Genomic DNA, 14270 nt, shown 5'->3' on the forward strand with positions numbered 1-14270 from the left:
CCCAACGCAGACCCGCCGCGCTCCTTGGCGTCTTTACGGCCTCCGAAACAGGGGGCGCGGCACCCATTTGAAATCAGGGGAAAGATCATGTGGCAAGTGCTACGGACGGCTGCGCTATGTCTCGCAGTCTGCGCAGGAACTGCGCTTTGGCTAGGATCGGGGAAACCCGTCATGGTTCAGGGGATGTTCATCGTCTCCGGGCTCGCCGTGGGCTCGCTTTATGCGCTTGGCGGCATCGGGCTTGTGGTGCTCTATCGCGCCACCGGCGTGTTGAACCTCTCGGCGGGCGCCATTGGCATGGCCTCGGTCATGGCTGCCTGGCAATTCGCGCAATGGGGCCTCTTTGGGCCTCTGGCCTGGGCCTTGGGTCTCGCCATCGGTGTCGCTCTGGCGCTGTTCTACGGGCGCATGATTGCCCCTCAGATGGCCTGGCGCGAGCCCGTGGTCAAAGCCGTCGCCTCGCTGGGCTATGCCATCGCGATCCTTGGCGTCGTGGCCTTTATCTTCCCCGATGAGCCGCGCAAGTTCTCGCTGCCGACCGACAATATGGCCGTGATGATCGGCGGTCTGCGCGTCACTGTAACCCGTCTGATCGTGGTGGCCGCCGCCGTGCTTCTGGTGATCGGCATCACCGTCTCGCTCAACGTCACCCGCGTCGGACTTCAGATGCGCGCGCTGGCCAACAACCGCTCGATTTCTTCGCTGATCGGCATCCCGATCCTGAAGGTCGAGACCATGGCCTGGGGCCTCTCGGGGCTGTTGTTCGGCTTCACCGGGCTGATGTTCGGCGATCTGGTGCGGCTTGAGCCCTCCGTCATCACCTTTATGGTCATCCCCAGCATCGCCGCCGCGATCTGTGGCCGTTTGCAAAGCCTCCCCGATGTGCTCATGGGCGGGTTGACCATCGGGGTGATCGAAAGCCTTCTCACCTTTTCCGACACGTTCAAACAGGTGCGCCCTATTGCGCCCTTCGTGATCGCGGCGCTCGTCCTTTTGGCGATGAACCGGGGCCGCCGACTGACCTTCGCGGGAGACGATTGATGCGTTCGACCACCAACACGATCTGGGCCGTCTTTGGCCTCGCACTGATCCTTGTGCTGCCGGCGTTTGCAGGCGGGCAATGGATCAAGATTTTCACCTCCACCACCACCTTTGCCATGGCTGCCGCAGGGGCCGGGTTCCTCTACACCCGCCTCGGCATGGTTAGCCTCGTGCAGGTCGGCCTTATGGGCGTGGGCGGCTGGGTCACGCTGCGCCTCAACCATGCTTTCAACTTTCCGTTCGAGATCAACCTGATGGTCGCGGGCGCTGTCACGATGTTTCTCGGCAATCTCATCGCGCTTCCGGCGCTTCGGATGCGCGGGCTCTATCTGGCGCTCATCACCCTGATGTTTGCCGCCGGTCTCGACATCGTCTTCACCGCCAAGCAATTCCCGAATGGCGCGGCGGGCTTTTGGGGCGTTGGCACAACCTTTGCCGCCGACATGCGTCGGCCTCTTCTGGCCCAAAGCGACGCCGCCTATCTGCGCTACACGATGGTCTGGCTGGTGATTGGCTTCGTGCTGATCGAGCTGCACCGCCGCATGGCCCCGGGCCGCGCCTGGGCGCTCATTCGCAAATCCGAAGCCGCCGCTCTGGCCTCTGGCGTCAATGTTACGCTCTATAAAACCTGGGCCTTCGGGCTGTCGGGCCTGCTCGCCGGTCTTGGCGGCGGTCTCTTGGCCGGAAGCCTTGGCCTGTTGGACTCCGCCACCTTCCGCGCCAGCGAAAGCGTCATGCTCTTTGCCCTCGTCATCGTCGGCGGTGCGCGCTTCTGGTACGGGGCGGTGATTGCCGCCGTGCTGTTCCGCGTCGTGCCGGGGCTGTTGAACAACTGGGGTGTCGATGCCGATCTGTCTCTGGTGATCTTTGGCGCGGCCCTGCTGCACGCCGTGATGACCGCACCGGATGGTTTGGCCGGTCAGATCAATGGCGCCGTGCGTGCGCTAATCCCCGGAGGGAAAACCGCCGAGACCAAATCAGACAAAAAAGGAGCCAAGGCATGATTTCCATTGAAAATCTCACCGTGCGCTTCGGCGGTGTCGTGGCGCTCGATCACATCGGCGCCGAGTTCTCCGCCAATGTTTCGGGCCTGATCGGCCCGAATGGCGCGGGCAAGACGACGACGATGAATGTGATCTCCGGCTTTCTCGACGCCCACAACGGCCATGTGATTGTCGAGGGCACCGATCTGGTGAAACTCGCGCCCCACAAGCGCGTGCAATGGGGTCTGCGCCGGTCGTTCCAAAAGGAACAAATCGCCAATGACCTGACAGTGCGCGAGAACCTGATGGCGATCACCGATCACTTACGCGGCTCGCGGGGCGACAAACGCGCCGATCTGGAACGTGCGGCGGAGTTTGCCGGTGTCACCGGGATTTTGGACAAAATGGGCCGTGACCTCAACACCTTCGAACGCCGTCTCACCGATGTCGCTCGCTGTGTCATCGGCCACCCGAAGATGATCATGTTCGACGAACCCGCAGGCGGCCTGACGCCCGAAGAGACCGAACGTCTGGGCGATCTGATCCTCGGCATCCACGATCTGACCGGCGCAAAGGTGCTTGTGATCGACCATGACGTCGAGCTGATCGAGCGCATCTGCGCCGAGACGCTGGTGTTGGATTTCGGCAAACGTGTCGCCTTTGGCCCAACCTCGGAGGTGCTGCGCGATCCGGCGGTTCAGGCGGCCTATCTCGGCATCGAAGTGGAGGAAGAGCATGCTTGAGCTTTCTGGTGTGACCATCGAAAAAGACGGCGTGAAAGTGTTGAAAGACGTCTCGCTCACCGTCGAACCCGGCAAGGTGACGGCGCTTTTGGGCGCCAACGGTGCCGGAAAGTCTGAGCTGGTGTTGGGCATCGCAGGGCTTTTGCCCGTCACGGACGGCGAAATCCGCGCCGATGGCAAGACGATCACCGGACAGGCCCCGAACCTCATCCGCGCCGCCGGTGTCGCCGCTGTGCCGGAGGGGCATCAGGTGCTCTCAAAACTGTCGGTCGATGACAACCTGCGCGCCGCCGCCTCGCTTTTGTCTTTGGCGGAGACCAAAGAGGCGCTCGACCGCGTTTATGCGCTCTTCCCTGAATTGGCCGAACGCAAACGCCAGATCGCGGGCACCATGTCGGGCGGCCAGCAACAGATGCTCGCCATCGGCCACGCCCTCATGGCGCGCCCGCGTTACGTGTTGATCGACGAAATGTCGCTAGGTCTCGCGCCCTTGATCGTCAAACGTCTGGTCGGCGTGGTCTCGGAACTGGCCGCCTCTGGCGTGGGGGTCTTGCTCGTGGAGCAATTCGTCGAAGTGGCGCTGCAACTGGCCTCCGACATTGTTGTGCTGCGCAAAGGTCAGGTGCGTTTGGCCAGCACGGCGGAGGCGATTGCCGAGAACCGTGAGCTGATCACCGAGGCCTATTTCTAAAGCCCCCTCACCCACATAAAAAATGCGCCCTGACTCTCAGGGCGCATTTTCCATGTCGAAAGAGACTTAATCTCGTTTCGTCATCTCAGGTTGCCATCTCAGTTCGCCATGGCCAGCTGTTTCGGCAGTTTAAAGGTCCAGACCGTGCCACCTTGGTTCAGGTAGTTGACCTTTTTGGCCACTTCACCGCCCCAGAGCGGAACCGCGCCACCCCAGCCGGAGACGATGGTGACATATTGCTCGCCTTCGAACTCATAGGTCACAGGCTGACCGACGATGCCGGAGCCCGTCTGGAAGGACCAAAGCTTTTCACCGGTCTCGTCATCCAGCGCGATGAACTCGCCTTCCGGCGTACCAAAGAACACGAGGCCGCCCGCCGTGGTCATCACCCCGCCCCAAAGCGGTGCGTCGTTCTGGAAGTCCCATTTGATGTCGCCGGTTTCCGGCTCGATCGCCTTCAAAGACCCGATGTGGCTTTCAAAGATCGGCTTGATGGTGAAGCCCGCGCCAAGGTAAGCCGCGCCTTTTTTATAGGAAATCGGCTCGTTCCAGATGTCCATGCCCCATTCGTTCGACGGCACATAGAACATGCCGGTCTTCTGGCTGTGCGCCATTGGCATCCAGTTTTTGCCCCCCAGGAAGGACGGCACAGAGAACACCATCTCACCCTTGTCGGCTTCCAAAGGATTGCCCGGACGTGCGTCTTCGACAAAGATCGGGCGGCCGGTCTCGTCGATCCCCTCGGCCCAGGTGATGTTGGACACAAACGGCGTCGCGTTGACGAAGGCGCCGTCTTCGCGGTTCAGCACGTAGAAGTAGCCGTTGCGGTCGGCGGTGGCGTAACGCTTGTTGCCGTCTTTATCGGTGAAGGACACAACCTCGTTCACCCCGTCAAAGTCCCAGCCCTCGCGCGGCGTGGTCTGGAAATGCCATTTGATCTCGCCGGTGGCCGGGTCGATGCCCAGACGCGAGGCGGCATAAAGGTTGTCGCCAGTGTTACCTTCGCTGGGCGTGCCTGCCCCGCGCAGGTGCGAGTTCCACGGTGCCGGGTTGCCGGTGCCAAAGACCAGCGTGTCGGTGTCCGCATCATAAGAACCGCCAAGCCATGTGGCGCCGCCGCCGGTCTTCCACATATCTCCCGGCCATGTCGCGTTGAGCGTGCCGGTCATCGTGCTCTCTTCGCCATTGAGCGTGCCCATGTGGCCCTCGATCACCGGACGGGTCCAGACGAGGTCGCCGGTCTCTGCGTCACGCGCCTGTACTTCGCCGACGATGCCGAATTCGCCGCCAGAGTTGCCGGTGATCACCAGTCCATTCACGATCAGCGGTGCCGCCGTGTAGGAGTAACCCTCTTTATAGTCCGCAATTTTCTTGTTCCATTTCACATCGCCGGTCTTGAGATCAAGCGCCACGATGCGCGCGTCCAGCGTGCCGAAATAGATGTTGTCGCCATAGATCGCGCCGCCGCGGTTGATCACGTCACAGCACGGCAAAATGCCTTCCGGCAGACGTGCGTCATACTGCCAAAGCTCCTCGCCGGACTTGAGATCGATCGCATACATCCGCGAGTAGGATCCTGTCACATACATGACGCCATCGTAGATCAGCGGCTGGGTTTCCTGGCCGCGTTGTTTTTCGCCGCCAAAGCTAAATGCCCAGGCCGGGAAAAGGTTCTGGATGTTGTCCTTGTTGAGCGTGTCGAGCGGCGAATAACGCTGAAGATCGCGCCCCATGCCGTTGGTCAACACGTCGCCTGGGGTGGCCGCGTCGTTCAGTAGGTCTTCCTCAGTGACCCCGGCAACGGCGCCGCCTGCAAGCCCGAAGCTCACGATGGCTGCGGTGGCAGCAGTGACAAACCTGTTCATTTTGTTCCTCCCATAGAAATCAAGGCGCGATCCCCCGGCGTGACAGACCAAGCACGAAGGACAGGGCTCATAGCTCGCCATGTTCTGCATGCGGGCCCGTTCCGCATATTGGCCATTGGTCGTAGGCGGGCTGCGACTTGCTTTTCCCTGTGCTTTGGTCGTATTTCCCGCGCCCCCGCCCCGCCCTAGGCTCACATGTCAGGGAGGACCGATCATGACCAAATTCTCGAAAGGACTTGCCGCACTGGCGGCGGCGATTTCACTTACAGGCACGTTGGCGGCAAAGGCCGAAGACATGCCGACGCTCAAGGCCGCGCTCTACATGTCCGGCACGGTGGCCTGGGAGGTCGACACCATCCGCCACAACGGATTCGACACCGCGCAGGGGTTCCAGCTTGACGCCATGGATGTCGCGGGCGGCGCCGCATCGCGCGTGGCCCTTGCGGCGGGCGAAGTGGACATGATCGTGGCCGATTGGCTTTGGGTTGCGGCCCAACGCGCCGAGGGCAAAGACTATGTGTTCGTGCCATACTCTAAGGCAGTCGGCGGGCTCTATGTCCCGAAAGACAGCCCCGCGCAGAGCCTTGCCGATCTCAAAGGCGGAAAGATTGGCATTGCAGGCGGGCCCAATGACAAAAGCTGGCTGATCCTGCGCGCCTATGCGGAACAACTGACGGGCCAAGACCTCGCCGCCGAGACCGAACAGGTGTTCGGTGCTCCGCCGCTGATCTTCAAATCGGCGCTCTCGGGCGAAGTCGATGGCGCGATCAATTTCTGGCATTTCGGTGCTAAGATGGAAGCCTCCGGCATGCGGCTTTTGAGTTCGACCTCTGACGCCGCTCTGGCTCTGGGCCTCAACCCTGACACCCCGCTTTTGGGCTATGTGGTGCGGGGCGAGGTGCTGGCCGAACATCCCGAACTCGTTGCGGGCCTCGCCGCCGCTTCCCGTCAGGCGAAGGACCTTTTGGCCACGGATAACGCCGCATGGGACCGCCTGCGTGACCGGATGAACGTCAAGAACGATGCACAATTCGAAGCATTGAGAGCCGGTTGGATCGCGGGTATCCCCGCCGAAGGTCCGGTGTCCGAGGAAGACGCCGCCAAAATGCTTGTGCTCATGGCGCAGCTCGGCGGCGAGGATCTGGTCGGTCAGGCAAAAACTCTGCCCGAAGGCACATTCTACGACCCGGCGTCCTGAGACATGACCTGCATGCGCACCATATCGGACCGTTCCGAGGCGGCTTTCCCAGTGAAGGCCGCCCTGCTGCGCCTTGATCTGCGCTCCGTATCCACGGATGGTGCGCAGATCCTCGGGCCGATCACACTCGACATCCGCGCGGGTGAAACCGTCGCTCTCACAGGGCCATCGGGTGTCGGCAAGACCACGCTTTTGCGGGTCATTTCCGGACTGCACAACTACTATGAGGGCGAGGTGACGCGCCCGCCCCGGCTCTCCGCTGTGTTTCAAAGCCCGACACTTTTGCCGTGGCGCACCGCCTGGCAAAACCTCACGCTGACCAGCGGAATTTCAAAAGCCCATGCGCTTCACTGGCTCTCCGCCGTCTCTCTCGCGGATCGCGCCAATCACTTTCCGACACAAATGTCCTTGGGTCAGCAACGCCGCCTTGCGCTTGCCCGCGCGTTCGCGGCCTCGCCCGATCTGTTGCTGATGGACGAAGCCTTTGTGTCGCTCGACCCCAGACTGGCCGATGAGATGATGCATCTGTTTGAGACGCTGCGCGCACAGCACGGCACGACGACGCTTTTGGTCACCCATGACCGCGCGGAGGCCGCGAGGCTGGCGGATCGGGTGCTCTGCCTCGACGGACGCCCCGCAACTCTGCGCGCGATCCCTTAGATCACTCGGAAATCGACGCCAGATAGGTGACGATGAAATCCTGCACCGTCGGGTCGCTCACGCCCACGTGGCGCATCTTCGTCCCCGGCACAAGCGCGTCATTGTCCTCCATCCAGGCCCGGATCGCGCCTTTGGTCCAGACAAAGCCCGCGTTGCTCAGCGCGTCAGAATAGGGATAGCCCTCAAACGTGCCCGCTTTGCGCCCCACAACGCCGGTCAGCAATGGACCGTAGCTCGCCTTGTCCGCATCGACGGAGTGGCAGCGGTGACATTCTTTATCGAAGAACTCGGCGCCCGCAGCGGTTTTGATGGCATCATATTCGCCCGCAAAGGCAACCGTTGCAAAAAGTGCCGGGAGCACGGCTGAGGCGATATGTTTGGCTTTCATGAGGGTCTCTCCTACGCGACTGTTTGATTGATCATCGCGCGAAAGCCCCCACCAAAGGGTTGACCTGCCTCAAGAAAAGCCCCCGACATAGGTCGGGGGGCTTCTACGACTTTGGTCGTAGTCTCACGTTAAAACAGGTTGAGATAGCGCCATTCATCGGCATCGGGCGTCACCTCGTCGAGGTCGTACCCCGCACGCTGCAACCGCTGCGCCACAGCCAGGCCGTCCTTGGCAGCCTCATCCACAAGTGCCCTGCCCGCCGCATCGTCCCGCGCCACGCCCCAGCCGCGCATCAGATCGAGCCCATGGTTGAACTTGCCCACCGGATCGCCCGCCTCGGCCGCCTTGCGGTTCCATTCAGCGGCGGCCTCTAGATCCTGCGGCCCGCCCAGAGCATTGTCGTCAAGCTGGCTCATCCACGTCATCGCCCCGGTCCAGCCCGCGTCCGCACATTTGGAAAATAGCTCGCGCGCCAACTCGTGACGCCCGGATTTCGTAATCAGATAGCCCTGTGAACAGATCACCATGCCGGTGTCGCCCTCGCGGATGTTCTCCATCACCTGCGCCATAGACATCTCATGCGGGTTGAGCGTGCCCTGTTCGTCGATATGGGTGTCTGGGCCGAGCTCTATAGGTACGTCTTGCGCGCATAACGGCGCGGCAAAGACCAGCGCCAGACCAAGGCAAATGCGTTTCATGTGACAGTCCTCCCGCATGCGAGCATGCCAGAGGCGGCCCGCAGGACGAATGAGACAAAGGTCCAAGGCGCCCTGCGACCAAAGTCGCAGTTCAAATCTTGCGCCCTATCATCCGTTTTGCCGGGTCGTAGCCCCAAAGCGCCAAAGCCATGAAGACAATCAACGCCCCCGCGCAGACGCCCCAAGCCAGCGGATTGGGCGCCATATAAAGCGCGAACCGGATGCTCTCGACCCCATAGGAAAACGGATTGAGGCGACAGATCGTCTCCAACAGTGCCGAGGCCTCGGCCATTTTCCAGAGCGGATAGAGCGCGGTGGAGAGGAAGAACATCGGAAAGATGACGAAATTCATCACGCCCGCGAAATTTTCCAACTGTTTGATTGTGGACGACAAAGCGATGCCAAGCGCGCCGACCATGAGAGCGGTGAGAAAGAGCGCCGGCAGGATCGCGACATAGCCCAAAGGCGCAAATGTGATGCCGTAGAGCGCGCAGATGGCGAGAAAGGCATAGACCTGAAGCACGGAGATCAGCGCGCCCGCGATCAGTTTGCAACTCAAAAGCCACCAGCGCGGCAGCGGCGCCGTGAGCAAGAGCCGCATCGTCCCCATCTCGCGGTCCATCACCAAAGAGAGAGAGGATTGCATGCCGTTGAACAGCAAAATCATGCCACAAAGCCCCGGCACGATGTAGGTCTCATAGGTGATATAGGTCTGATAGGGCGGCGTGATCGAGAGGCCCAGAGCGGCGCGAAAGCCTGCGGCGAAGACAAAGAGCCACACCAGCGGTCGCACCAACGCCGCCAGCATCCGCGCGCGCTGGCCCAGAAAGCGCAACGCCTCTCGGTGGCAGATCACCCAAAGTGCGGCCATGGCATGTCTCATGCGCCCTCGCTTTCGGTCAAGTTCAGGAAATGCTCCGTCAATGCCGCGCCCGTGACCGGCACAGGCCCCTGCTCCAACACGCGTCCTTTGTGCAAGACCACAAGCCGATCACCCGACCAGATCTCATCGGTCAAATGCGTTGCCCAAAGCACCGCCAGACCGGTGTCTGTCGCCAGCCCGTGAACATGCGCGACCAGATCGCTGCGGGTCTGCGCGTCGAGCCCCACGGTCGGCTCATCCAACAGCAACACCTCGGGGCGATGCATGAGCGCGCGCGCAATCTCAAGCCGCCGCCGGTGCCCGCCATTGAGATCACGCACCCGCTCGCGCGCGCGTTCCTCCATACCCAAACGGTCCAAGGCTTCTGAGGCCGCGACACGTGCAGCGCGACCCGTAATGCCATGCAACCCCGCGAAATAGAGCATATTGCGCCAAACTGAGAGGTCTAGATCGAGCGTCGGCTGTTGAAACACCACGCCGGTTTTCGAAAGCGCGCCCAGCGGATCACGGGAAACATCATGTCCCGCAATCTCAATCCGCCCGGACCGAGGCGTGAACAGCCGGGTGAGAAGCCCAAAGAGCGTCGATTTCCCCGCCCCGTTCGGTCCCAAAAGCGCGCAAAACTGACCCGGTGCAACTGAAAAGCTCACGCCATCCAGCGCGCGTTTCGCGCCCCAATCGTGGGTGATATTTTCGACGTTTAATCCGGTCATTCGCCCGCTCATGCGCTCACTTATTCGATCGTGATCTCAAGCCGTTGCAGATCGCCCGAAGATTGCGGCACACGCAACTCGTAGCTGCCCGGTTTGATCGCGACAAAGCCAATCTCCATCGTTCCCGCCTCGTCGAACTCGACGCTGTCGATGCCGAGAGGCCGGATTTCCAACCCTTCGATCACAATCTCATCGATCCAGATCGCGCGAAAGAACCCTGCTCCTTCGAGCGCCAGTTCCTGCGAGCCATCGGCCTCGATCTCGATCTCGTAATAGGTGCCGGATTTGAGGCGAAGCGGCGCTTCGGCCAACGGCTGCCCGGCGGAAAGCAGGATCGGCGGCAGGTCTTCGGAATTGGTGGCCGACAAGATGCCCGCGAGGCCGAAACTCGGGGACTCATGATCATCGGCAACCGCGGATGTGGCGGCAAGAAGTGCCGCAAGGAAAGGTGCGTAACGCATTGAAAAACCCTCTTTATAGAACGTCATGGGCGGACCGCCGCGTCCATTACATTTGTGAGGGGCGCATAGCTGCGCCCCAGGGGAAGCGACCCACTTTGACGGTCTTAGTCGGCTTGCGGGAGGCGACATCAATCACCGTGACATCACCGCTCACCCCATTGGTGGTGAACAGCTGGCTGTGATCCGGAGAAAAGGCCATGTGCCAGACCCGGCGGCCTACGAGGATGTAGTCCTCGACCTCTAGCGTCTGGGTGTTAACAACCGCGACATGGTTCGACGGCCCCAGCGCCACGAAAGCGGTCTTGTGATCCGGCGTCAGCTCGAACCCCACGGGTTGTATCAGGTCGGGGTGCACGCCTTGAATTTCAAAGTGGATTTTGCCGGTCTCGCTTTGATCTGCCGTGTCAAACACCGTGATCGTGCCGCCAATTTCCGACGACACCCAAAGCTCGCTGCCGTCCTTCACAAATTCCGCATGTCGGGGCCGCGCATCGACCAGCGTGTTGGCGTAGATCTTGTGCGTCTCGGTGTCGATCCAATGCGCCATATTCGTGGTCTCGGAGGTGGTGATGACCGTCTTGCCATCGGGCGACACGGCCATGCCTTCAGGCTCGATACCGACGTTGATCTGGGCCACCACTTTGCGCGTCTCCACATCCACGACCGTGGTCACCGCGTCATCCTCATTGGCGATCCAGAGGTGACGATCATCGGGATGCAGCACGAATTGCTCCGGGTCCTCCCCCGAGGGCAAATCGTGCAGAATCTCGCCCGTCTCTGGGTCCATCACCTGCACCGCATCGCTGTCGGAGGCACAGATATAGAGCCGCGTATGATCCGAATTAAAGGTGATGCCGCGCGGGCGTTCGCCCACCTCAATCGTACGCACGACCTCCAAGGTGTCGATGTCGATCACGGACAGCGTGTCGTCCTTTTCATTGCTGACCCAAATTTCGGAAGCCGTCGCTGGCAACGCAAAAGCCAGCGCCAGAAGGCTTGCAGACATCTTAGTTTTCAAAGGCATGGCACTCACTTTCCATTTGATCCAATCCCAAAGTGTCGAGCGGATTGCGGGCATGTTCGAACCCTTCCGGCGGCGCAGAGGCCACCTGAGCATGGGCATTCACCACCGGGATCGGTTGGCGCATCTGGCCGTTCCAATTGCGAAAACTCAAAGGTCTGCCCTGAAAGGCCGCCAGTTCAAATCCGTCTGACAAAATGTAGTCGCGCAACACCGCAGGCTCCGCCGATCCGGTCCGCGTCACCGCCTCGCCGATCACCCGAACAGCAGCCCAAGCGGCATAATCTTCTGCCGTCATGTCGCGCTGCGCGAGGTCTTCAAACCGGCTTTGCAACTGCGCCGCGCCCCATTGTTCGACGACGGACGCCCAGGCCTCTGCTATCAGGCCCACAGCGCCTGCGACCGGGCGCGGCTCCCATGTGTTGTGCTCGATGTAGCGGGCGAAATCGTCATGCGCATCGGCGACCAGCACCACGTCATGTGCCTTGAATTTTTGGGTAAACAAAGGCACTTCGCGTGCCGCCGCGCGCCTCAGGTCAGTGTCAAAAGACCAACTCGCTTCCGAGACGATCTTGAGTCCAAACTTTTGCGCGGCGTCACGGTAACTTTGTGCCAAAGCCGCATCTTCCGCGCTTGGACCCTCGATCAGTGCCAGCTTGGTCCAGCGTTTCTCCATCAAAACCTGCATCAAGGCATCCGCCTCCATGCCCAGTTCCGGCACGGTGTGAAACAGGTTGGCGCGACAGTCAGAACTGCGCAGGCTGGGCGCCTTTTCCGACACATTGAACATCAAGGACGCCCCCGCCGCAGGCAGATCGGCCACCTGCAACAGGGTCTCCGCCCCCATGTCGAGCAGCAAGAGATCATACCCCTCAAACATCGCCTGCGCCTCCGCGATCAGATCCCCCTCCGGCGCGACAGAGACCACATCCAAGGAATAGCGATGACCGAGAAACCCGCCCGTCGTCCGATTGTCCGCGAGCGCAAGTTTTGCCCCCTCGATCCCCCGCTCGGGCGGTATCGGATCTAGGCCCGACAACACCGGACGTGGCGGCATCTCAAGCCGCAGATAGCCGATTGAAATGTCGATCTCTTCCGCCCGAAGACCGCCGGGCACCACAGAGACGCAGGCCATAAAACCTATGGCACACCAGGTCCTTATCATCGTCGTCCTCCCTCCAAAAATCCTATGCTGCGCAAAGTCGGAGGCGAACCACGACCAAAGTCGCATGCCCATTCGGACAGTGGCACCAAGGTCTAATGGCGCCCGCCTTCGCGGCGGGGATATGGATTGGAAAACGATGGGAGGACCCTATGATCCGCACTGTGAAACGCACCGCTTCGCTTACGACACTGACCGCCACTCTGGCCGCCGCCATTGCGACTGTCGCTTTCGCCCATGGCGATGTGACCCCGCAGGCGGTGAACACAGACGCGCTCCCCGATGTCGGTGAAGAGTGGCTGACCGAAAACCCCTACCGAGTGGATGCCGCCGGTGAGGAGGTCTGGCTCAAGGCCATCGAGATCGGCTCCTCCGGCTACAACCAGAACTGCGCGCGGTGTCACGGTCTGGGCGGTGTATCGGGCGGTCTCGCCCCCGATCTGCGTTATCTTGAGGCCGAGGAATATGGCGACGAATGGTTCGTGGAACGCTTTCAGCATGGCATGACCCAGAACGGCGTCACCAAGATGCCCGCCTTTGGCGAGTTACTCGGCCAGAAAGCCGCCTGGGCGATCAGAACCTATGTCGAAACCCGCCCCGACGATGGTGCGCTCGACGACCACATGGCTCGTCTGACGGAAATTCGCGACCACCTTCTGGCCGGTGATGTGGAAAACCCGACCTCCGTGCAAGAAGAGCTCGCCAGCATCGCCGCCGAGGTCGAAACCGGCTCTGGCGCGCCGGTCGCCGACAGCGTGGCGTTCGAAGCCTCGCGCAATATGACGGACGATCCCGCAACGTGGAAACACACGGCCGATCTTTTGACGGTTGGCCTCTCCGCTGCGGAGTGAGCCATGGGCACACCGCATAGAGCAGTTGGTCCTCTTCTGGGTCTCATCGCCGGTCTCGCATTTGCGGGGCCGGCCTTGGCGCGTTGTGAGGACTATGTCCCCGGCCCGAAACCACAGAACACCTTCGCGCAGGATGTGGGCCGCGAATTCGACCGCATCATAGACGAAGGCTGGATCGAGTTCGCCCTCTACGAAGATTTCCCGCCCTGGTCCTATGAAGAGGGCGGGAAAGCCAAAGGCATCGACGTCGAAATCGGTCGGATCATCGCCGAAGATTTGGGGGTCACGCCTCGGTTCCGCCTCGTGCAGGCCGACGAAACCCTCGATGCGGATCTGCGCAATTACGTCTGGAAAGGCGCCACGGTGGGCGGACGCGTCTCTGACGTCATGCTGCATGTGCCCTATGACAGCGAGTTGACCTGTCGCATCGAACAGGTTGTTTTCACGGGGCAATATGCGGGCGAAGCCTTGGCCATCGGCTATAACGAGGCCGACTATCCCGACGCTAAACCGACGCCTGCCTATTTTCGGTTCGACACGGTGGCGGTAGAAAATGACAGCCTGTCGGATTTCTATCTGACCTCTGTCGGGCGCGGCGCGATCGGGGACGCGATCCATCGCTACCGCTCTTCGGATGCGGCCGTCGAGGGCATGACCTCGGGCGAAACCATGGCCGTCATGGCGCCCCTCGCGGTGATCGAGGCTGGACTTGAAGAGGGGTTCGGCGTCCATCAACCGCCCCTGCCCGGTCTGGTGCGCAACAGCTGGACCGTGGGCGTGGCCGTCAATCAGCAGCACCGCGATCTGGGTTATGCGGTCGATTACGCGATTGAAAAGGCGCTGGCGGATGGTCGGATAGAAGCCATTTTTGTCGAACATGGCCTGAGCTTTCTGCCGCCCGAGCGGTGAGGA

At 61.2% G+C, this 14270-nt stretch carries 16 protein-coding genes; 8 read left to right on the forward strand and 8 right to left on the reverse strand.

What is annotated here, in order from left to right:
* The first annotated feature begins 87 nt into the window (after positions 1 to 87).
* Genes J5Y17_RS07530 through J5Y17_RS07545 form a run of 4 tightly spaced genes read left to right on the forward strand, consistent with a single transcriptional unit; the run spans position 88 to position 3458 of the window.
* Positions 88 to 1041 carry a branched-chain amino acid ABC transporter permease gene (locus J5Y17_RS07530; protein WP_219784626.1) on the forward strand — a complete coding sequence of 318 codons (954 nt, stop codon included), beginning with the start codon at positions 88 to 90 and terminating at the stop codon, positions 1039 to 1041.
* Positions 1041 to 2045 (forward strand): branched-chain amino acid ABC transporter permease, encoded by a 1005-nt coding sequence (locus J5Y17_RS07535; RefSeq protein WP_219784627.1) that lies wholly within the window; start codon positions 1041 to 1043, stop codon positions 2043 to 2045. The genes J5Y17_RS07530 and J5Y17_RS07535 overlap by 1 nt, the downstream gene beginning before the upstream one ends.
* Positions 2042 to 2767, forward strand: a complete 726-nt coding sequence (locus tag J5Y17_RS07540) for an ABC transporter ATP-binding protein (protein WP_219784837.1) — start codon at positions 2042 to 2044, stop codon at positions 2765 to 2767. Before J5Y17_RS07535 ends, J5Y17_RS07540 begins: the two co-directional genes overlap by 4 nt.
* Entirely contained in the window at positions 2760 to 3458 is a 699-nt protein-coding gene (locus tag J5Y17_RS07545; RefSeq protein WP_219784628.1) for an ABC transporter ATP-binding protein, read from the forward strand. The genes J5Y17_RS07540 and J5Y17_RS07545 overlap by 8 nt, the downstream gene beginning before the upstream one ends.
* 98 nt (positions 3459 to 3556) lie before the next feature.
* On the opposite strand, the gene J5Y17_RS07550 is transcribed toward J5Y17_RS07545, so the two are convergent.
* Complete coding sequence (locus J5Y17_RS07550) at positions 3557 to 5323, reverse strand: PQQ-dependent methanol/ethanol family dehydrogenase (RefSeq protein ID WP_219784629.1); 1767 nt, start codon at positions 5321 to 5323, stop codon at positions 3557 to 3559.
* A gap of 214 nt (positions 5324 to 5537) precedes the next feature.
* On the opposite strand from J5Y17_RS07550, the gene J5Y17_RS07555 reads away from it, so the two are divergent.
* Together J5Y17_RS07555 and J5Y17_RS07560 are read left to right on the forward strand one after the other, a co-directional pair.
* Entirely contained in the window at positions 5538 to 6521 is a 984-nt protein-coding gene (locus J5Y17_RS07555; protein ID WP_219784630.1) for an ABC transporter substrate-binding protein, read from the forward strand.
* A gap of 12 nt (positions 6522 to 6533) precedes the next feature.
* Entirely contained in the window at positions 6534 to 7181 is a 648-nt protein-coding gene (locus J5Y17_RS07560) for an ATP-binding cassette domain-containing protein (protein WP_219784631.1), read from the forward strand.
* Position 7182: 1 nt separating this feature from the next.
* Here the strand turns inward: J5Y17_RS07560 and J5Y17_RS07565 are convergent, their stop codons facing one another.
* The 7 genes from J5Y17_RS07565 to J5Y17_RS07595 form a co-directional block, all read right to left on the reverse strand.
* Positions 7183 to 7569, reverse strand: a complete 387-nt coding sequence (locus J5Y17_RS07565) for a cytochrome c family protein (RefSeq protein WP_219784632.1) — start codon at positions 7567 to 7569, stop codon at positions 7183 to 7185.
* Positions 7570 to 7697: 128 nt separating this feature from the next.
* Positions 7698 to 8267, reverse strand: a complete 570-nt coding sequence (locus J5Y17_RS07570) for a tetratricopeptide repeat protein (RefSeq protein WP_219784633.1) — start codon at positions 8265 to 8267, stop codon at positions 7698 to 7700.
* Positions 8268 to 8358: 91 nt separating this feature from the next.
* Entirely contained in the window at positions 8359 to 9150 is a 792-nt protein-coding gene (locus J5Y17_RS07575; RefSeq protein WP_219784634.1) for an ABC transporter permease, read from the reverse strand.
* Entirely contained in the window at positions 9147 to 9863 is a 717-nt protein-coding gene (locus J5Y17_RS07580) for an ABC transporter ATP-binding protein (RefSeq protein ID WP_219784635.1), read from the reverse strand. The genes J5Y17_RS07575 and J5Y17_RS07580 overlap by 4 nt, the downstream gene beginning before the upstream one ends.
* Positions 9864 to 9883: 20 nt before the next feature.
* A complete protein-coding gene (locus J5Y17_RS07585; protein WP_219784636.1) occupies positions 9884 to 10324 on the reverse strand; it encodes a hypothetical protein in 441 nt (146 codons plus the stop codon).
* 46 nt (positions 10325 to 10370) lie between these two features.
* A complete protein-coding gene (locus J5Y17_RS07590; protein ID WP_255571956.1) occupies positions 10371 to 11348 on the reverse strand; it encodes a YVTN family beta-propeller repeat protein in 978 nt (325 codons plus the stop codon).
* Positions 11332 to 12510: an ABC transporter substrate-binding protein gene (locus tag J5Y17_RS07595; protein WP_219784637.1), complete on the reverse strand. Its 1179-nt coding sequence runs from the start codon at positions 12508 to 12510 to the stop codon at positions 11332 to 11334. The genes J5Y17_RS07590 and J5Y17_RS07595 overlap by 17 nt, the downstream gene beginning before the upstream one ends.
* Positions 12511 to 12659: 149 nt before the next feature.
* Between J5Y17_RS07595 and pedF the strand changes: the two genes are divergently transcribed.
* Together pedF and J5Y17_RS07605 are read left to right on the forward strand one after the other, a co-directional pair.
* The gene (pedF, locus tag J5Y17_RS07600; protein WP_219784638.1) at positions 12660 to 13358 is read left to right on the forward strand and encodes a cytochrome c-550 PedF; all 699 of its coding nucleotides are present in this window, start codon (positions 12660 to 12662) and stop codon (positions 13356 to 13358) included.
* Between the two features lie 3 nt (positions 13359 to 13361).
* Positions 13362 to 14267: an ABC transporter substrate-binding protein gene (locus tag J5Y17_RS07605; protein WP_219784639.1), complete on the forward strand. Its 906-nt coding sequence runs from the start codon at positions 13362 to 13364 to the stop codon at positions 14265 to 14267.
* The last annotated feature ends 3 nt before the right edge of the window (positions 14268 to 14270 follow it).

The sequence above is a fragment of the Celeribacter sp. PS-C1 genome (assembly GCF_019429625.1).
Taxonomy (GTDB): Bacteria; Pseudomonadota; Alphaproteobacteria; order Rhodobacterales; family Rhodobacteraceae; genus Celeribacter.